The organism is Mesorhizobium sp. B2-8-9 (assembly GCF_006439475.1).
Lineage (GTDB): Bacteria > Pseudomonadota > Alphaproteobacteria > Rhizobiales > Rhizobiaceae > Mesorhizobium.
In genome coordinates this window covers 77,415-95,411 of the sequence record NZ_VFTQ01000010.1, presented here as the reverse complement: position 1 = coordinate 95,411, position 17,997 = coordinate 77,415, and the positions used below count along the sequence as shown (strand labels likewise).

17 protein-coding genes and 1 tRNA gene are annotated in these 17,997 nt (G+C 63.9%); 6 read left to right on the top strand and 12 right to left on the bottom strand.

All coding sequences use genetic code 11. From position 1 onward, the window contains the following. Positions 1-48: 48 nt before the first annotated feature. From FJ423_RS14665 to FJ423_RS14655, 3 genes are all read left to right on the top strand, one after another. Positions 49-1,314 (top strand): O-antigen ligase family protein, encoded by a 1,266-nt coding sequence (locus FJ423_RS14665; RefSeq protein WP_140842913.1) that lies wholly within the window; start codon positions 49-51, stop codon positions 1,312-1,314. A gap of 37 nt (positions 1,315-1,351) precedes the next feature. Then, positions 1,352-1,428 (top strand) — tRNA-Pro (locus tag FJ423_RS14660). A gap of 416 nt (positions 1,429-1,844) precedes the next feature. Further along, a complete protein-coding gene (locus tag FJ423_RS14655; RefSeq protein WP_140842740.1) occupies positions 1,845-2,915 on the top strand; it encodes an acyltransferase in 1,071 nt (356 codons plus the stop codon). A 1-nt stretch (position 2,916) separates the two neighbouring features. On the opposite strand, the gene FJ423_RS14650 is transcribed toward FJ423_RS14655, so the two are convergent. Next, positions 2,917-3,930, bottom strand: a complete 1,014-nt coding sequence (locus FJ423_RS14650; protein ID WP_095767893.1) for a sugar-binding transcriptional regulator — start codon at positions 3,928-3,930, stop codon at positions 2,917-2,919. A gap of 152 nt (positions 3,931-4,082) precedes the next feature. Between FJ423_RS14650 and FJ423_RS14645 the strand changes: the two genes are divergently transcribed. After that, on the top strand, positions 4,083-4,865 hold the full coding sequence (locus tag FJ423_RS14645) for a hypothetical protein (RefSeq protein WP_140842738.1): 783 nt from the start codon (positions 4,083-4,085) through the stop codon (positions 4,863-4,865). Between the two features lie 17 nt (positions 4,866-4,882). On the opposite strand, the gene ptsP is transcribed toward FJ423_RS14645, so the two are convergent. From ptsP to FJ423_RS14620, 5 genes are read right to left on the bottom strand one after another with little or no spacing between them, the layout of a single operon-like run. Beyond that, positions 4,883-6,868 carry a phosphoenolpyruvate--protein phosphotransferase gene (gene ptsP / locus FJ423_RS14640; protein ID WP_140842736.1) on the bottom strand — a complete coding sequence of 662 codons (1,986 nt, stop codon included), beginning with the start codon at positions 6,866-6,868 and terminating at the stop codon, positions 4,883-4,885. A 47-nt stretch (positions 6,869-6,915) separates the two neighbouring features. After that, positions 6,916-7,296: a PTS glucitol/sorbitol transporter subunit IIA gene (locus FJ423_RS14635; protein WP_140842734.1), complete on the bottom strand. Its 381-nt coding sequence runs from the start codon at positions 7,294-7,296 to the stop codon at positions 6,916-6,918. Positions 7,297-7,323: 27 nt separating this feature from the next. Beyond that, complete coding sequence (locus tag FJ423_RS14630) at positions 7,324-8,328, bottom strand: PTS glucitol/sorbitol transporter subunit IIB (RefSeq protein ID WP_140842732.1); 1,005 nt, start codon at positions 8,326-8,328, stop codon at positions 7,324-7,326. A 15-nt stretch (positions 8,329-8,343) separates the two neighbouring features. Further along, positions 8,344-9,111, bottom strand: coding sequence for a PTS glucitol/sorbitol transporter subunit IIC (locus FJ423_RS14625; protein WP_042643976.1), 768 nt, complete (start codon positions 9,109-9,111; stop codon positions 8,344-8,346). A 52-nt stretch (positions 9,112-9,163) separates the two neighbouring features. After that, the gene (locus FJ423_RS14620) at positions 9,164-9,601 is read right to left on the bottom strand and encodes a transcriptional regulator GutM (RefSeq protein ID WP_095767894.1); all 438 of its coding nucleotides are present in this window, start codon (positions 9,599-9,601) and stop codon (positions 9,164-9,166) included. Positions 9,602-9,790: 189 nt separating this feature from the next. On the opposite strand from FJ423_RS14620, the gene FJ423_RS14615 reads away from it, so the two are divergent. Together FJ423_RS14615 and FJ423_RS14610 are read left to right on the top strand one after the other, a co-directional pair. After that, a complete protein-coding gene (locus FJ423_RS14615; protein ID WP_095767658.1) occupies positions 9,791-10,432 on the top strand; it encodes a hypothetical protein in 642 nt (213 codons plus the stop codon). Between the two features lie 89 nt (positions 10,433-10,521). Beyond that, positions 10,522-11,193: an HAD family phosphatase gene (locus FJ423_RS14610; RefSeq protein WP_095767659.1), complete on the top strand. Its 672-nt coding sequence runs from the start codon at positions 10,522-10,524 to the stop codon at positions 11,191-11,193. 1 nt (position 11,194) lies between these two features. Here FJ423_RS14610 and FJ423_RS14605 read toward each other — a convergent pair whose 3' ends face one another. From FJ423_RS14605 to FJ423_RS14580, 6 genes are all read right to left on the bottom strand, one after another. After that, complete coding sequence (locus FJ423_RS14605; RefSeq protein WP_140842730.1) at positions 11,195-12,340, bottom strand: DUF930 domain-containing protein; 1,146 nt, start codon at positions 12,338-12,340, stop codon at positions 11,195-11,197. 138 nt (positions 12,341-12,478) lie between these two features. Continuing rightward, positions 12,479-13,849 carry a pyruvate dehydrogenase complex dihydrolipoamide acetyltransferase gene (locus tag FJ423_RS14600; protein ID WP_140842728.1) on the bottom strand — a complete coding sequence of 457 codons (1,371 nt, stop codon included), beginning with the start codon at positions 13,847-13,849 and terminating at the stop codon, positions 12,479-12,481. Between the two features lie 3 nt (positions 13,850-13,852). Next, a complete protein-coding gene (locus FJ423_RS14595; protein ID WP_140842726.1) occupies positions 13,853-14,851 on the bottom strand; it encodes an alpha-ketoacid dehydrogenase subunit beta in 999 nt (332 codons plus the stop codon). Beyond that, positions 14,851-15,882 (bottom strand): thiamine pyrophosphate-dependent dehydrogenase E1 component subunit alpha, encoded by a 1,032-nt coding sequence (locus FJ423_RS14590; protein ID WP_140842724.1) that lies wholly within the window; start codon positions 15,880-15,882, stop codon positions 14,851-14,853. The genes FJ423_RS14595 and FJ423_RS14590 overlap by 1 nt, the downstream gene beginning before the upstream one ends. Before the next feature lie 2 nt (positions 15,883-15,884). Next, a complete protein-coding gene (locus FJ423_RS14585) occupies positions 15,885-17,213 on the bottom strand; it encodes an NAD(P)H-dependent oxidoreductase (RefSeq protein ID WP_140842722.1) in 1,329 nt (442 codons plus the stop codon). A 247-nt stretch (positions 17,214-17,460) separates the two neighbouring features. After that, positions 17,461-17,919 (bottom strand): YbaK/EbsC family protein, encoded by a 459-nt coding sequence (locus FJ423_RS14580; RefSeq protein ID WP_140842720.1) that lies wholly within the window; start codon positions 17,917-17,919, stop codon positions 17,461-17,463. Positions 17,920-17,997: the final 78 nt, after the last annotated feature.

Here is a 17,997-nt window from a genome sequence, read left to right as displayed (position 1 = left end):
TTGCCGCCACAGGCTGTCAACCAGTTGCAGCCATCGGCAGTCAACCGGTTGCCGCCTGGGGCGGTCAACGCCAAGTTGATTTCGCTGATCGCATCGGCTGCGATCGGCGTCGGCATCCTGCTTTCCGGCTTCGTCATCAGCGAGCCGGCGCCCTATGAAATCTACATGGCCGGGCTGATCGCAGTCTGGGCGCTGTTCGGCCTTCGAATCTCGCACGCGATCGTGCCCCTGCTGGTGCTGCTGGTGGCGATGAATATCGGCGGCATGATCGCGATGACGCAGATGGCCGACCTGGCCAACACGCCGCTCTATCTCGCCGTTTCGCTGTTTTTGGCCTTCAGCGCGGTGTTCTTCGCTTCGGTGACCTCGGTCCAGCCGAGCCTCTACCGGCTGATCTTCATCGCCTACGTCATGTCGGCCGTGGCGACGTCGCTGCTCGGCATCGCCGGTTACTTTCATGCCTTTCCGGGCGCGGAAATGTTCACCAAATACGACCGCGCCGCCGGTGCCTTCCAGGATCCGAACGTGTTCGGGCCGTTCCTGGTGCTGCCCGGCACCTACCTGCTCTATCTGCTCTTGACCGGCCCGGTGTCGCGGATGCCGCTTCTGGCTGTGCCGCTGCTCATCATCACCGCCGGCATCTTCTTCTCGTTCTCGCGCGGCGCCTGGGGCATGTTTGCCGTGTCGGCGGTGCTGCTCACCGCCTGCCTCTTCCTGCAGAGCGCCAGCGGCAAGTTCCGGCTGCGCGTGGTGGTGATGACGATCGCTGCCGCGGCGCTGCTGGTCATCGCCCTCATCGTCATCCTGCAGTTACCCGGCGTGTCGGACATGTTCACACAGCGCGCGCAGCTTGAGCAGAGCTACGACTCGGCCCGGCTTGGCCGCTTCGCCCGCTATTCGATCGGCTTCCAGCTGGCGATGGAGCACCCGTTCGGCATCGGCCCGCTGGTCTTCGGCACGATCTATGGCGAGGACACGCACGACATCTGGCTGAAGGCGCTGATGGATTATGGCTGGCTCGGCTTCGTCTCGTTCCTGACGCTGACGCTATGGACGATCGGCGCCGGTTTCCGCATCCTTCTGCGCGACCGGCCGTGGCAGCCCTATCTGCTTTGCGCCTATGTCGCCTATCTCGGCAATATCGGGCTGGGCACCTTCATCGACATCGATCACTGGCGTCATCTCTACCTGCTGATGGGTCTGGTCTGGGGCGCGATCGCGCTGGAGTACCGGCACCAGCGGGAATTGCGGCTGGCGAGGTCTGCATCCCTTGCCTGCAATTTCACCTTTGCGATAGGCACCGAATTCGGTTGACCCGCACCGCCTTATCACGATACATCGCCACCCGGTCCGGAGTGTAGCGCAGCCCGGTAGCGCACTTGACTGGGGGTCAAGGGGTCGTCGGTTCGAATCCGGCCACTCCGACCATTTGAAAGAGAACTTCCCCCAAGTTTTTAGGTTGAGCCGAAGGCTTCCGCTCCTTGGGCAACCGTTTGGTCCAAGAACGGCTTCTCGTTGATTTTAGAGTAGTTCCGCGACTTGTCGGCAGAAGCTTGGGGGCTGTCACGCGAGCGGAAGATCTATCTGGCCAGGAGGCCGAAGAACAAGAAGATCGTTGTCCGTCCGCCAGTGGGGCATGCGGTGCGCTTCTTCATCGGCGATCAGAATCGTCGACGCAGTCACGTGCCTGGCGCCGAGCAGCGCCTCGGTTCTCCCCCATGGCGCCGGGCGCTGACACCGGCGTGGAGCGTTAACGGATTTGTTAATGCGGCTCGGCGTATAGGATTCGAAGCAGTATCGACAGTTCTGAGCACCGCTTCGCGCTTACAGCAACGGCACTCTGTATGAAACCGAAGCCCTCTTCAGCGGGATCGAGCCTCACACAGCTGACCAGCTTGCGATTTTTCGCCGCTCTCTATGTGCTTGCCTTCCACTCGGCAGACATTGACGGAGCGCCGCCCCCGATCGCCAATTTTGTGCAGAACGGCTATCTGGGCGTCTCGTTCTTCTTCCTGCTGTCCGGCTTCATCCTCACCCATTCCTACTTCGACAAGATGTCTGACTGGTACGAGATCCGACAGTTCGCCTTAGCGAGGTTTGCCAGAATTTATCCAATCTATCTCCTTGCCCTTATTGTGGCTTTGCCGCTGACAAGCATGCCCTTGGATCACCCGCTTGCATCACTGGCGACACTTGGCCTTGTTCAGGCATGGGGCGGACCAACGACAATGCTCGGATTCTTCTGGAATCCTCCGAGTTGGACACTCTCGATCGAGTTCTTTTTCTATCTTGTGTTCCCGTTATTGCTTCCCGTCCTTTCAAGGCTTACGACCGGAGTCCTGTGGATCAGCCTGGCAGCTTTGGTGCTGATTTTCGTAGTTATGTGTCTGCCGGGTCTCGGGCCGATGGGCTACCTTGCGTTCGGCTGGATGGAGTTGGTGCCTCTCCCGCTGCTGAGGCTGCCCGAATTTATGACCGGCATCACCTGCGCTCTGCTGTTTAGGGCCGGCGCGTTCGATCGCTTCCGCAGCGACCTGGCCGCCATTCTGGCCATGGCGTTCACGATAGCCACGCTTGTCGCGACACGCATGGTGACGACGGGAGGTTTCGCGGCAATCGGCTTTGTCGCGCTGATTGCGACATGCGCCGTGAATGACGGCAGGACCCAACGCGTGCTGTCGTACAAGCCGCTCGTGCTGCTGGGCAATGCGAGCTATGCCCTCTACATCCTGCAAATCCCGGTGCGAAAGTGGATTCCGGTGCTGTTCACCGGAGAATTGGATTGGGTCGGGAGTCTTTTGTACCAGCCTTTGCTGGTCATTATCTCGCTCGTCGTCTTCATTCTGGTGGAGGAACCTGCCCGCAAGCACCTACGCTCCTCAATTCCGCAGCGAGCGAGCCCTTCCGTCGCATGATTCAAGCGCCATGCGCCGCGAGCATGCGGCGTGCGCTTTCCTCGTCGGTGATCAGGATGGTCGGCGCAATCAGGTTCATGGCGCCGAGCAGCGCCTCGGTCTTTTCCGCGCCGCCGGAGGTGAGGATGCGGATCGGCGCCTTGCGCAGGCGGTCGACATCCACCGACATCACATGGCTGTTGACGGGATGGTCGACCAGATCGCCATTGCGGTCATAGAAATGGAACAGGAGATCGCCGACGGCGCCGCGCGCAAGCAGCGCCTCGCGGTCCGCTTCCTTCAGGAAGCCGCCGCGCGAGAAGGTGGTGGCCGAAGCGATGCCGCCGACGCTGAGCAGCACGGCGTCGAGCGCATCGGCCATCTCGAAAATCTCCTGCAGGCCGCAGCGCTCGACCAGCGCGATTTTTGTCTCGACGCTGTCCACGACCGCAGGCGTCGGCATCAGATAGCCATCACCCTGGAAGATCTGGGCGAAGCGCCAGGCGAACTCGGCCGGGTTGACCCGGCGCGCGACGCCGACGCCGCCAAGCAGCGAAATCACGCTGAAATCGGTTAGCGATTTGGCGCTGATGAAGGGCAAGGTGTTGAACAGCGTGACTCCCCAGCCGACGCCGACCCGCATGCCGGATTTCATCGCATCCGACAGGAACATGCCGGTCTTGGCGGCGATTGCCGGGATCGGGTCGGCATTGGGATCGGTGAGCGGCGCCACCAGCGCCTGCTGTAGTCCGAAGGTCTGTTCGAGCGCGCGCTCCAGCCGCACGATCTCCAAAAGCTCGCTCTCGATGGTGATCTTCACCTCGTTGCGTGCCCTCGCCTCGGCCAGCATGCGCACGATGGTGACGCGGCCAACGCCGAGCACGTCGGCGATCTCGTTTTGCGTCATCTGCTCGACGAAATACATCCAGGCTGCGCGGATCCTGAGGCGGTCGGTCCGGCTTTCGCTGACGACCTGCTCGGATGCCTCGGCCGCCGCTCTGCCGTTTTCGGATTCACCCTGCCGTCGCCTGCCCAATTTCCCCTCCAACCCCGCGGTGACACTGCCGTCGCCGATTCTGCATGCTGGTTAAATATCGCCTATTGATCTACCAATCGAGACGAACAATCTAGAGAGGGCGGCTGGCGCCCAAAGCCGTGACAGGCTTCAGCATTTCGAGGCAATTGGCGATGCTGCGACAAATTTCCGAAGACGTCCGCGCCAACCTGAAGGACCGGCTTCGGGAACTGCGCGACGCCATCCGCCAGAACCGCCACGACAGCGCCGGCGACCCCACGCAAGATATCGCCGGCAATTTGCCTCCCTTCCCGGGCCGCAGCCTGCTCGGCCACGCCGCGAGCGCCGTCGACGAGGCGCTGACGATTGCCGAATCCTTCGTACCGCATTCCCGGCCGCTCAAGGTCGACGGCACGACCGTCAAAAGCCTGCGGATCTATTTCCCGCATGGCGATGAAGACCGGCAGATCGGCGGCGAGCGTCAGTTCAGGCGCGACATGTATTATCTGACCCGCGCGGTCCTCGCCGGCTACGGCATCGACAATCCGCGCGTCCACGAGGCGAGCTTTTCCGCCGTGCATGTCGCGATGCGCAAGCGCCACGCGAATCTCCTGGCTGGCGCGACGGCGGATGCGGCATCGACGGACCAGGTCGCGGCGGCCTGTGCGGCTCTGCTCGTCGAATGCCTCAACCACCGTCCGGTTCAGCCTGGCGAGATCGGCACAGGCCCGGCGATAGCCGGCGACCGGTCTGTCGACATCAGGTGCCTTGCGCCTGTGGCGCTTGCCTGCGGACTGGCGACCAGGGCGAACGGAACGCCCGAGCCCGACATTCTCGAGATCGCGGTGCTGGCTGCCGAAGTGCGGGAGGACCGCATCCGGCAGGCCTGTGCCCAGCCCAATGCCGTCCAGGAACTGACACCGGTTCTCGCCACCCTGCTCGCGCATCTAGCGTAACCGTCGCGAATTATCCGCTACCGTTCGGCCGCCATGGCTGCGATGGTCTTCTTGGCGCGCTGGATCGAGGCCGGGCTCATGCTGAGCTCGGTCAGGCCCATCCCGATGAAGGTGGGGATCAGGTCCGGACGGCCGGCAGCCTCGCCGCACATGCCCACCATGATGCCGGCGGCGACACCCGCCTTCGCCGTCAGCTCGATCGCCGACATCACGGCCGGATTGGTGACGTCGTTGAGCTTGGCGACCGTCGGATTGAGTCGGTCGGCGGCCATGATGTACTGGGTCAGGTCGTTGGTGCCGATCGAAAAGAACGCCACCTCTTTCGCCAACGCGGGCGCGATCAGCACGGCGGCTGGCGTCTCAATCATCACGCCGAGGTCGAAGCTCGCATGCGGCACGTCCTCTGCCTTCAATTCAGCCGCGCATTCGTCGACCAGCGCGCGCGTGCGCGTGACCTCCGCGATCTCCGAGACCATCGGCAGCATCACCTTGATGTTACCGTGGACGGCGGCGCGCAACAGCGCCCGCAGCTGCTTCTTGAAGATGTCGGGCCGGTCCAGGCACATGCGGATGCCGCGCCAGCCGAGGAACGGGTTTTCCTCGTCGGGGAATTCGATGCCGGCGATCGGCTTGTCGCCGCCGATGTCGAGCGTGCGCACGATGACCGGACGCGGCGCGAAGGCCTTGGCCAGCGCGCTGTAGGTTTCGGCCTGCATCTCTTCCGACGGCAGATGCATGTGGCGCATGAAGAGCAGCTCGGTGCGGAATAGGCCGACGCCCATGGCGCCGGCCTCCTGCGCCGCCTCGATCTCTTCCAGCGAGCCGATATTGGCCGCGACCTCGATCACCGTGCCGTCGGCGCGGGTAGGCGTCACGCCTTTGAACACTTTCAGCCCGGCGCGCTCCTGCGCGGCAGCCTCGACGCGCCGGGTGAAGTCAGCCCGCGCGGTCTCGTCAGGGTCGACGATCACATGCCCGGCACTGCCATCGATCGCCACCTCTTTGGCGGTTCGCAGCTCGTTGACCTTGTCGCCCAGACCGAGCACCGCCGGGATGCCGTGCGAGCGGGCGATGATGGCAATGTGCGAGGTGGCGCCGCCATGGCCGCAGACCACGCCGCCGATGCGCTTCAGCGGCGCGCGCGCCAGATCCCAGGCGCCGATGTCGTCGGCAATCAGGATCGCGCCCTGCGGGATGGTTTCCAGGCTGACTTCGTCCTGGCCGAGCAGCGCCAGGCAGATCTGCCTGCCGACGGCATGGACGTCGTCGGCCCGGGCGTTGAGATAGTGGTCGTCGACCGCGCTGAAATCGGCGGCGATGGTGGCCGCGGCCGCGATGACCGCCGAGACCGCATCGTCACCGCCTTTGATCAGCCTTTCAACCTCGCCCGTCAGGCTGTCGTCGGCGGCGATGTCGCGCAGGGCGGCGACGATGCCACGGTCGCCGGCGGAGAGATTACTCTCGGCAAGCGTGCGGTCCATGCGCGCCTGGACGCTGGCGACGGCGCCGCGGAAACGCTCGAGCTCGCCCTCGATCTCATCGGCCGGCAGGCGTCTGCCCGGTCCCTCGATCTCCGGCGGGAAATGGGCAAAGGCCGGCCCGATCGCCACGCCCTCGCTTGCGGCGACGCCTTGAAGTTTCGGGGTTCCATCCACCGCTGCGGCGGCAGGCTGCGCGGCCTCACGAGCGGGCGCCGGGGCTGCGGCTTGCGAGCCCTCATCACCTGCCTCGCCCTCGTCGTCAAGGCCGGCGCGCGGGTTCTCCAGATAGCCGATCAGCGCCTCAATCGCCTCGATCGCGTCGGCGCCGTTGGCGCGCACGGTGACTTCCTGGTTTTCCTTGACAGCCAGGAGCATCAGCTTGACCGAGCTCTTGGCGCTGACCGCCTTGCCGTCCTTGACCAGCTCGACCTCGGATTCGAAACCCTTCGCGAGTTTCACGAACCGCGTGGCCGGACGGGCGTGCAAACCTTCGTGCACTCTGACGATGGTCGAGCGTTCCATGGCAATACTCTAGGTTTGGGCGCCTTCGACAGACAGCGCGGATATTATCAGGCGGCGATGGTGATGACAGCGCCTGGCGTCAGCGCCGCCACGAGCGCCCCGGTATCGACCGCGGATGCGCAAACCTCGCCCGGCCTTTCGGCCTCGGACGCTCCGTTGAAGGAGATCACGACATGACCCATTTCGCGGACCTTGCTCCAGGCCGTGGAGCCGACCGCCGTTATCGTCGCCGAAACCGGTCCGAGCGTGATCGAGGCGCCTGTCGCCGGCGCATCGTCGCTCGGGCCTTCTTCCGTCCTATGCAGTACGGAAACTTCGGCCAGTTCGGGAGGCGAGCCATCCGCGAAAAGGATGACCACGCCGCCCTCGGCGAGGTCCGCCACTTCGGGTCCTATTGCTGTGACCCGTGTCTTGAGAAGAACCGACATATGGCGAACCTCGATATTGTTGCTAACTTAGAACACGATCAGGGAGACGATCCATGCGATCAGCACGGAGACCGGGCCCATGATCTGGCGGCTGATGAGCACCGCCGGCACGCCGATTTCGATCGTCTTCGGCTTGGCCTCACCGAGCGCCAGACCGACGGGAACGAAGTCGCAGCCCACCTGTGTGTTGTAGGCAAACAACGCCGGCAGAGCCATTGCTGGCGAGATGGTGCCGTTGGCGATCTGCGGGCCGATGATGGCGACGCCGATGACCTGGGCGATGACCGCGCCTGGGCCAAGGATGGGCGACAGGAACGGCAGGCCGCAGATGGCCGAGATGACCAGCAGGCCGACGATGTTGTTGGCCAAGGGTCCCATCGGCTGTGCCAGCACGTCGCCGATGCCGGTGTAGAGGATCAGGCCGATCAGCATGGTCACGAAGGCCATGAAGGGCAGCACGTTGCGGATAACCTGATCGATGGTGCGGCGGCCGGAGTTGAAGAAGATGCCGACGACACGGCCCATGACGCGGCCGATCGAGCTGATCAGGCCGATAAGCCCGCCTTCGCTCGGCAGCGGCTCGGCCGCCCTGGCAGTGGTGTTGTTGCTTGAACTCATCGATGCTGCTCCCCCCGCAGTGGTGACCGCCTCGGATCCGTCCGCCATTGTAACGTTGGCCGGCTTCACGCCCGAAACGTAGATGTCTTCCGTGATGAACTGGGCGAGCGGACCCGCCTGGCCGACCGGCGTCAGGTTGACGGTCGGGATACGCTTGCGCGGATAGACGCCGCAGCGGGCCGTGCCGCCGCAGTCGACGACGACGACCGCCATCTCGCTTTCGATCGGCGGCGCCTTGAAGCCGTCGACCGCCTCGGCGCCGGTCATGTCGGCGATCAGCTGCGCCACCGGATGAATGCCGCCACCGGTTACCGACACGACCTTGTTGCGCTGTTCGGTCGGCTCGATCACCAGAGGCCCGCCCCACCCGGTGGAGCCCCTCGAGATCTTTACTGCCTTGTATGTCTTGGCCATGGTGTCCTCCCGCCCTTAGAGCTCGACGCCCTGGCGGCGTGCCATGATGGCCGTGATGCGTTCGGTCAGGATGCCCTTCAGCAGGATGACGACGAGGCCGACGATGGCGTACCAGATGGCCACCTTGACGTGATAGCCGTTGGCGATGACGCCCCGCTTCTCGAGATCGAGCAGCGCGACCAGCATGCCGCCCCAGACGAAATATTCGCCGGGGTTGATATGCGGGAACAGGCCGAGCGGCGGATGCACGTAGGACACCGCCGCGTCGTAGAAGGCAGGCTTGTGCTTTTCTTCTAGGAAGGAGCCGAAAGTGTAGGCCATCGGGTTGGTGAGGAAGAACACCGACAGGACCGGCAGCACGGTGTAGCGGGTCAGCGCGATACGGCCGGCGCCGCGCGCCAGGCCGTGGACGCGCTCCTCGCCGACCAATTCGGTGACGGCGTAGAAGGCGGTCATCAGCACGACCAGCGTCGGGATGATGCCGGTGACGAAGCCGGCGAACACTTCGCCGCCCTTCTGGAAGATGCCGATGAAATATTTGCCGATGGCGGTCAGCCAGCCGAGCTGCTCTTCCTGCTGCACATTCTTCAGCTGTTCCTTGAGCTGATCGGCGGTGACGGGCGCATTGTCGGTCGTCGCCTGCGCCAGGACCACGAGATGGTCGGTGGCATGCTCGACGCCGAGCTTGCCGTGCCAGGCAGCATCCGAGACCATGGTGCCTGCGACATGCAGGTTGTGCACCGCCAGGTCGGCATGCTGCGCCAATAACGAAATTACAGACATTTCTCCTCCTTATGACCCCCGCCGGTCATTCCCAGCCGGCTGCCGGCGTCGCTTAAGCCCTTGCTACGTTCAAACCGGACAGGCCCGGCTTCTTCCCCGGCTCCGACCGCGCGCGGTCGATCTGCTCGATCGCCCGTTTCACGGCCTCGGCCACACCGGGTTCCCCCTCCCCCATGATCGCAGGGTTGGACCGGAGTCGATCGAGGGGGATACCCTCGAATTCTTCATGTCGCTTGAACTTGGTGAGCACCGAACGGCCGCTCATGACCATCATACGGCGCACGATGAGATCGGGCGTCACGACGACGAGCGCGATGGTGCCCTTGGCGAGCCGGCCGCGGAAATTGCCGGCTCCGACAAAGCCGTCCTTGAACTCTCCGGTGACGCCTTTGAAGACGTCCGCATAATGCCGCATCTGCAGCCAGACGCCGAGCGATTGCAGCGCCCAGACGACAAACAGCAGAAGCAGCGCCCACTGCCAGATCGCCATTTCGGTTTCCTCCCGATTCTCTTCCTCCGGCACATATTGGACGGAGGTGAGATGACCCGAAAGTGAGAACATTTGTTTCCTAGAATGTCAACATGTATTATATTAGCCGCCGTAACGCTCCACAGGCGGCTGACCGATTTCGGCAACGGCAGCGCCTGTGCTAGCCTGTCGCCAAACGGGATATGAGACATGGATCTGCCTTTCAGGCACGAACTGGCGCTTATGCCGGACCTTCGTCACCGGCTGCGGCAGCTGCGCTGGTTTCGCGCCACCTTCCGCAGCAGCGCGAAGGTGGTGTCGGAAACCTTCGGCGTTCGTTTCGAGATCGACGAGGCCAAGCTGACACGCGCCTTTCTCGACTGGATCGACGTCATGGAAGCGCAGAAGCGATTCGCAGCTGTCGACCGCGCGGACTTCATCGTCTTCGCCGCCGGGCTGGTGCTGCGCGAGCTGATCCGCCAGGCGCCGGCACGAGAGGTCTCCGGTCTTACCGAAATGATCGAGACGGAAGCCAATGCCGGCACGGCGGAAATCGTGCGCTTCTGGCCGGAGGGATTCCTCTACACCAACTATTGCGTGTCGGCGATCCTGGCCGTGCACGAGCAGGAGTTCGGCACAGCGCCCAGCATCGATAAATGCGCCGACGACCTGCGCACCTGGTGGTCCTACCGCGAGAACGCGACGGAAATGCCCGCCTATGCCGTGGCCTTCCTCGACCGCTTCCTCGGCGCCGAGCCCAACTGGATCACACCCGATCGTGCGCAGTCGCGCCAGGCTATGCAGCGCGCGCTTGGATCCACGCCGGCCAGCGAGGCGCTGCGTCAGCTTTGATGCGCAGGAGATGCATCCGCCTCACTATTGAACATCTGACTTTTTATCGATAGCGATGTGCTTATTGGCACAGAGGCCGGGAGAAGCGCGTGGCGCAACCTAGACTGATTTTCGATTGCGACGGCGTTCTCGTCGACAGCGAACCGCTGGCCGCCAAGGCCTATGAGCGCGTCTATGAGAAGCATGGCATGCCCGGCGTCCATGGCGGCATCATCGCGCAATGCATCGGCATGAAGCAGGCCGACATCATCGTCAAAATCAAGGAACTGACCGGCCATCAGTTCCCGCCCACCGCCGACGGCGACATCTGGGCCGAGACCAAGCTGCTCTTTTCGGAGGAGCTGAAGCCGACACCGGGGATCCTGCCGTTCCTGAGCGCTCTTGCCGGCGACCGCTGCGTCGCCTCGTCATCTTCGGTCGAACGCATCAACCACAGCCTGTCGGTGACCGGACTGTCGCGCTTCTTTGGCGAGGCGATCTTTTCCTCCTCGATGGTCAAGAACGGCAAGCCGGCGCCCGACATCTTCCTCTACGCCGCCGAGAAAATGGGCGCGAAACCCGCCGACTGCATCGTGGTCGAAGATTCGCCTTTTGGCGTCCAGGGCGCGGTTGCGGCCGGCATGATCGCGATCGGCTATACCGGCGGCGGGCATACCTATCCCGAGCACGGCGCCCGGCTGAAGGCCGCAGGCGCGGATTTCGTCTGCGCCGACTGGCACGACGTCAGCCGGCAGTTGGCCGGGCTTGGTGTCCCGGCCTGAACTAGCGGAGACTTGGGAAGCGACGCCGCGTCCACTCCCCAGGCGGGACCAATCCCCCCACGCGGAAGTTGAAGGACAGGACCCTCGTTGCATCGGCGTCGACCTCGCAGCGGAAGCTCAGATCATACCACTGGGTTGTCGTGCTGAAGGCAGCCTGCGGAGGGTTAAGAACATTGCCCTGCTTCAGGGGAATGGTCGGCAGCCATTTGGGCGAGTAATCGGCACTCTGCAATTCCTGGTTCAGAACATTGGCGCAAAGATTGGCAACGCGCTGATCGCGCGGCACGTTCTCCATCGAGCTTGTGGCAAACGCGTTGCCGGTCGCACCTGGCGAGTAAAGCTTTCTGACGCCCGGAAGGCCGGAATAGATCGGCGATCCCGCAACCTCGCTGTCGGTGGGGCTTGACCTTCCCGGGTTCCCGCTTGGCGCTCTCAGAGCTCTTGCGGATTTGAACTTCATCGCCTTGGAAGGCTTGGGCTTTACTTTTTCGGCCGGCGCAGGCTTGTCGCCGGCCTCGGCCGTCAACGGCTTTGGCGTTTCGGCAGCTTGCTTTTCGGCGGTTTGCGGCTGCTGTTTGTCAGTGTCCTCGGTTGCCTGCTTCTCCTCGCTTCGCGCGGGTTTTTCGTCCGGCGCGGTGGTTACCGGCTTCTCTTGAGCCTCGTTGGTGTCCGCCTGCTGCTCGGGCGTTGCAGGCGGAGCCGGCTGGTTGGGCGCGGGTTGCGATGAGACGGGCGGCTTCGCGGGTTCATCCTTGGGCGGCGACGGGGCGTTGGCCGGCGCGCTGCCGCCGTCGGGAGATTTCTCCGGGCCGGTATCCTTCTCGCCGTACTGGAAAACGCGCTTCAGAACTGGGACGTCCTGGGGTTTCGCCGGCTGCGGAGGCGGTGGCTTTTGCACGGCCTGCTCGGGCGGCTTTTCAGCCTTCTTTTCAGGCTTCGGCTCCGGTGGCCTTGGAGCGGGCTTCGGCTTGGGCTGCTCGGGCGGCGGCACGATCGCGACGTTGACCGGCTGTTCCTGCTGGTCCGGCAGTTGGTCGGGCCTCGGCAAGCCGAAGAACAGGAACGCCGCGATCAGGGCATGCAGGAACAGCGATGCGGCCAAGGCCCATCGCCAATTCCGAAACCATTCCCGCATCTTGCCGTTCATTGCGCCCGATGTGGAACGAAATGACGGCGGCTTCAAGCACCGGGCCGGGATTTGCGCGAGCTGCCGGCCTGACAAGTCGGTGATCGTAGGGCCACGCGGCGTAAGAGCAAGCCGGATCAAGGCCTTGCGGGGATTGGCTTACACCAGCATGCCCATCGGGTTTTCGATCAAGCGCTTGAAGGCGCCAAGCAGTTCCGCGCCAAGCGCGCCGTCGACGGCGCGATGGTCGGTCGACAAGGTCACCGACATCACCGTGGCTATTCTGATCTCGCCCTCCTTCACCACCGCCCGTTCCTCGCCGGCGCCGACCGCCAGAATCGTCGCATGCGGCGGGTTGATGACGGCGGCAAAGTCCTTGACGCCGAACATGCCGAGATTGGATACCGCCGTCGTGCCGCCCTGATATTCTTCCGGCTTCAGCTTGCGGCTCCTGGCGCGGCTGGCCAGGTCCTTCATCTCGTTGGAGATGACCGACAGCGTCTTTTCGTCTGCATGCCGGATGATCGGCGTGATCAGGCCGCCGGGGATCGACACGGCGACGCCGACATCGGCGTGCTTGTGCTTGACCATGGCGTTCTCCGTCCAGGAGGCGTTGGCATCCGGCACCGCCATCAGCGCCATCGCCATGGCCTTGATGACCATGTCGTTGACCGAGAGCTTGTAGGCCGGAACCTCGCCCTTCTCGGTCTTCCGCATCGGGGCTGCGGCATTGAGCTGCGTGCGCAGCGCAAGCAGCGCATCGAGCTCGCAATCGAGCGTCAAATAGAAATGCGGGATGGTGGACTTCGCTTCGACCAGGCGACGCGCGATGGTCTTGCGCATGTTGTCATGCGGCACGAGCTCGTAGGAGCCTTCGGCGAACAGCTTCAGCACCTGGTCGTCCGAGATCGGCTTGGCTGCGGCCGGAGCGGACGGGATTTCGACCGGAATCTCGGCGGCTGGCTGACCAGGGGTGGCCGCGCCTTTCGCGGCGACTGCGGCTTCGACGTCGGCGCGCACGACGCGGCCGCGCGGGCCGCTGCCTTGTATTTCGGCTATCTTAAGACCGGCTTCGCGAGCCAAGCGGCGCGCCAGCGGCGTTGCGCGCTCGCCCTGCGATTGGCCGATCTCCCCCCTCGTGGGGGAGATGCCCGGCAGGGCAGAGGGGGGCGCGAAGGAACGAGACTTTGGCGGGACAGCGCCCCCCTCTGCCGGCTTCGCCGACATCTCCCCCGCAGGCGGGGAGATTGGCGCCTTGTTCTGCGGCGTCGTTCCTGATTCATAGACTTCGTCGTCTGCATAGATCCATGCCACCGGTTCACCGACCGGAATGTCGACGCGCTCCTTGCCGGTGACGTTGCGCAGCGTGCCGCTGGCCGGCGCGTCGATCTCCATCGCCGCCTTATCGGTCTCGATCTCGAAGAGCACGTCGCCCTTCTTAACCTTGGCGCCCTCCTCGGCGAACCAACGCGAGATCTGTCCGGTCGCCATATCCATGTCGACCTTGGGAAGAATGACTTCGGTCGGCATCGCTCAGCGGACCCCTTTCACCAGGTCGCGCGCGGCGGCGATGATGTCGGGAACCTGCGGCACCGTGGCCTTTTCCAGATCCGGATTGTAGGGGATCGGCGTCTCGGCGCCGCCAAGGCGCACGATCGGCGCATCGAGATAGTCGAACGCCTCGCTCTCGGCGACCAGCGCGCTCACCTCCGCGCCGATGCCGAGCGTCTTCACCGCTTCGTAGACGCAGAGCAATCTCGATGTCTTCTTCACGCTGTCGATGACGGTCTGCCTGTCGATTGGGCGGATCGTGCGCAGATCGACCACTTCGATGTCGATGCCCTCGCCTTCAAGCACAGCCGCGGCGTCGAGCGCCTTCTGCACCATGATCGATGTAGCGACGATGGTGAGGTCGCGGCCTTCGCGGCGGATCTCGGCCTTGCCGATCGGAACGGTGTAATGGCCCTCCGGCACATGGCCTTTCATCTTGTAGAGCAGCTTGTGCTCGAAGATCATGACCGGGTCCGGATCGGCGACCGCGGCCAACAGCATGCCCTTGGCGTCGTGCGGTGTCGCCGGCTGAATGACCTTGAGGCCGGGCACATGGCCGAGCCAGGCCTCTAAGCTCTGGCTGTGCTGCGCGGCGGCGCCCGTACCCGAGCCCGCCGGGAAACGCATCACCACCGGCACCGAGACCTCGCCGCCAAGCATGAAGCGCATCTTAGCCGCCTGGTTGACGATCTGCTCCATGCCAAGCGTGGCGAAATCCGAGAACTGGAATTCGAAGATCGGCCGCATGCCGGTGACGGCCGCGCCCACCGCGACGCCGGCGCCGCCCAGTTCGGAGATCGGCGTGTCTATAACCCGCTCGGTGCCGTAGCGCTCGACGAGGTCGCCGGTCACCTGGAAGGCGCCGCCATAGACGCCGATATCCTCGCCCATCAGGAAGACACGTTCGTCCATGTCCATGGCGATCGCCATGGCTTCCTGGATCGCCTGGGCGTAGCTCAGTTCACGCAGCGTGGCGTCCATCACGCAGGCTCCGTGTAAACGTAGTTCTGAAGGGTGGCGATCTCGGGCGCCGGGCTCGCCTTGGCGAACTCGATGCCGTCGGCGATCTCGTTGGCGACCGCGTCGCGGATCGCCTGGATACCCTGGTCGTCGATGAAGCCGAAATCGCGGAGTTCCGTCTCGAAGAGCGTGATCGGATCGCGGTTCGCCATCCAATCCTCGATCTCTTCCTTGGTGCGGTAACGGTTGCGGTCGCTCTTGGAATGGCCGCGATGGCGGTAGGTCTTGGATTCGATCAGCGTCGGCCCCTCGCCGGCCCGCGCCCGCTCCACGGCCTTGAAGGACGCCTCGGCGACCTCGGAGAAGATATTGCCGTTGACGATGACGCCCGGCATCGAATAGGCGGCCGCGCGCTCGGCGATGTTCTTGACCGCGGTCGAGCGCGCCGTCGAGGTCGACATGCCGTAACCGTTGTTCTCGCATACGAAGATCACCGGCAGCTTCCAGACCGCCGCCATGTTCAGCGCCTCGTGGAAGGCGCCCTCATTGTTGGCGCCGTCGCCGAAGAAGGAAACCACGACCTTGCCGGTCTTCATCATCTTGGACGAGAGCGCGGCGCCCACCGCGATCGGGATGCCGCCGGCAACGATGCCGTTGGCACCGAGATTGCCCTTGGCGACATCGGCGATATGCATGGAGCCGCCGCGGCCCTTGCAGTAGCCGGTGGTCTTGCCGAAGAACTCCGCGAACATGCGGCTGACTTCGGCGCCCTTGGCGATGCAATGGCCATGGCCGCGATGCGTCGAGGTGATCTGATCATCCGCAGCGAGCGGCATGCAGATGCCCATGGCGCTGGCTTCCTGGCCGATCGACAGGTGCATGGTGCCGTGGATGAGGCCGCGCGTGTAGCACTCTTCCGCGCCCTCTTCGAAGCGGCGGATGAGGTACATCTTGTGAAGCACCTCCCTCAGCTGCTCCGGACTGTACTGGCGATAGGCGAAAGGCAGGTTGGCCCGGCTATCCACGACGGCGGCTTTGCTGGCTCCAGCCATGATCACGCCTCCACGGCGCCGTAAACGAGCTTGTCCTGGCGGGCACGCAGCTCGGCGATCTTCGAGCCCGGCGCGGGCGCCGCGTTGGCATAGGTGATGAGCTCGCCCTTCTTGATGGGTGCAGTCACGGAGCCGCCCTGCAGCAGGCCGCAGGGAACGGCGCCCGCCGCATGGGCTTCCGGAGCCGTCATGATCCAGGCGCGGTAGCAATATTCGCCGATGGCATCGAGCTTGTCGCCGGGCTTCAGATCCTTCTTGGCAACGGCGCAGACTTCGGCCACGGGCTTGGCCAGCGGAACCATGTCGGCCTTGCCATAAAGCACGACACGGGCGCAGGTAAGCGGCACTTCCAGCGAGGTGAGGTGATAGGGACGATGGAAGGTGAAATACGGACCCTTGCCCATCTTCAGGTCTTCCATGCGCTCCGAGATGCGCGGATGCGACATGTCGGCGACGACGAAGACGCCGGGCGCTACACCCTTGCCGATCGAATAGTCGACGACGCCAACCTTCGACAGCACACCGCCGTCCTTCTCGGGCACCAGCACTTTCGATAATTCGCCGAGCGTCGCCGCCGGACCGTGCATGCCGGGCTTGTCGGGCACCAGCCCGGTCGCATTGGCGATCGCCGCCATCTCGACCATGGTCTTCGAACCGTCGACGAATTCGACCAGCATGCGCACGTTCATGTGCCGGCGCTTGGCCTCCTCCTCATAGTCCGGGGGCGTGGCGTCGATGTTGAGCGGATTGTTCTTGCCCTTGCCGGCGGCAACGATCGGGTGGCCCATGGCGGAGACGAACTCGATCAGTTCCATACAGGAAGACGGCTCGTCGCCGGCGCCCAGCGAGTAGGTTACGCCGAGGCGGTCGGCTTCGCTCTTGAGATAGGCGCCTATGGTGACGTCGGCCTCGACATTCATCATCACCAGATGCTTGCCATGCTGCATGGCGCGCAGGCCGATCTCGGCGCCGACGGCCGGAACGCCGGTCGCATCGATGACGACGTCGATCAGGTCGTTGCCGATGACGAGGCTGGAATCGTTGGTGACGGCGATCTTGCCGGCCTCCATGGCCGACGTCATCGCCGAGGCGCTTGAAACCTCGCGCGCGTGTCCGGTTTCCTGGAAGGCGATATCGACGGCCTTGCCGGCGGCCGGCAAGTTGAGTTCGGAAATGGCGCCGATCTCGATGCCGGACATGTGGGCGACGCGGGTGACGATGTCGGTGCCCATTTCGCCCGAGCCGATCAGGCCGATGCGAATGGGCTTGCCGGACTTGGCGCGCTCCTCGAGGTCACGGGCAAGGCCCGTCAACGAAATATTGGAAGCCATGCCGCTTATTCCTCCCACATCGCATGCTGTTTGACCGCTTGACGGGTATTGAACATCTGTATTTCTGTCAAGACTAATGTCCAAATCTTTGACCACCCTCGACGCTTTTCGAGTCGGTTGACGCGCGACGGCGAAAGGCGCGGATGCCTATACCAAACCAAATGGAAGCGAGCGGGCCGCGCCGAATGTCGGTCAAAGCCGCGCTACGCCCGCGACGAACCATGACGGGATATCTAGGCGGCAATTGCTACTGGCAAACGTCGACCCATACGGCGCCGACCAGATCGGCCATGCGCTGCGGTGTGATGCGCACCGCGGCATTGGTCGCGCCGGCTGCGGGAACGACTTCGTCGAAGGCCTTGAGCGACAGATCGCAATAGACGGGTAGCGGCGACGGCAGGCCGAACGGGCAGACGCCGCCAGGCGGATGGCTGGTGATTGCCAGCACCTCCTCGCCGCCCAGCATGCGCGGCTTGCCGCCCATGCTGTCCTTGAATTTGCGGTTGTCGAGCCTGGCGATGCCGCTGGTCACGACCAGCATGGCCTCGTCGCCCACGCGCAGGCAGATCGTCTTGGCGATCTGCGCCGGCATGACGCCATGGGCTTCGGCGGCAAGCGCGACCGTGGCCGAACTTGCCTCGGTGACGATGACTTCGATATCGGGCGCATGCTCGGCAAAAAAGGCGCGAACCGATTCCAAACTCATGGCGACCCCTCGTCAGACCTGTCGAACACCGGCTGGCGAATCGCATGGCGGCGCGGTCATTGACAAGAGCCACGGCCG

Bases quoted from the DNA above. Each gene is read 5' to 3' on its own strand.
- FJ423_RS14625 (WP_042643976.1), bottom strand. From the start codon at position 9,111: ATGTCTGTAATTTCGTTATTGGCGCAGCATGCCGACCTGGCGGTGCAC.
- FJ423_RS14585 (WP_140842722.1), bottom strand. From the start codon at position 17,213: ATGGCTTCCAATATTTCGTTGACGGGCCTTGCCCGTGACCTCGAGGAG.
- FJ423_RS14635 (WP_140842734.1), bottom strand. From the start codon at position 7,296: ATGTCGGTTCTTCTCAAGACACGGGTCACAGCAATAGGACCCGAAGTG.
- ptsP (WP_140842736.1), bottom strand. From the start codon at position 6,868: ATGGAACGCTCGACCATCGTCAGAGTGCACGAAGGTTTGCACGCCCGT.
- FJ423_RS14655 (WP_140842740.1), top strand. From the start codon at position 1,845: ATGAAACCGAAGCCCTCTTCAGCGGGATCGAGCCTCACACAGCTGACC.
- FJ423_RS14615 (WP_095767658.1), top strand. From the start codon at position 9,791: ATGGATCTGCCTTTCAGGCACGAACTGGCGCTTATGCCGGACCTTCGT.
- FJ423_RS14630 (WP_140842732.1), bottom strand. From the start codon at position 8,328: ATGGCCAAGACATACAAGGCAGTAAAGATCTCGAGGGGCTCCACCGGG.
- FJ423_RS14605 (WP_140842730.1), bottom strand. From the start codon at position 12,340: ATGAACGGCAAGATGCGGGAATGGTTTCGGAATTGGCGATGGGCCTTG.
- FJ423_RS14645 (WP_140842738.1), top strand. From the start codon at position 4,083: ATGCTGCGACAAATTTCCGAAGACGTCCGCGCCAACCTGAAGGACCGG.
- FJ423_RS14600 (WP_140842728.1), bottom strand. From the start codon at position 13,849: ATGCCGACCGAAGTCATTCTTCCCAAGGTCGACATGGATATGGCGACC.
- FJ423_RS14620 (WP_095767894.1), bottom strand. From the start codon at position 9,601: ATGGCGATCTGGCAGTGGGCGCTGCTTCTGCTGTTTGTCGTCTGGGCG.
- FJ423_RS14590 (WP_140842724.1), bottom strand. From the start codon at position 15,882: ATGGCTGGAGCCAGCAAAGCCGCCGTCGTGGATAGCCGGGCCAACCTG.
- FJ423_RS14580 (WP_140842720.1), bottom strand. From the start codon at position 17,919: ATGAGTTTGGAATCGGTTCGCGCCTTTTTTGCCGAGCATGCGCCCGAT.
- FJ423_RS14595 (WP_140842726.1), bottom strand. From the start codon at position 14,851: ATGGACGCCACGCTGCGTGAACTGAGCTACGCCCAGGCGATCCAGGAA.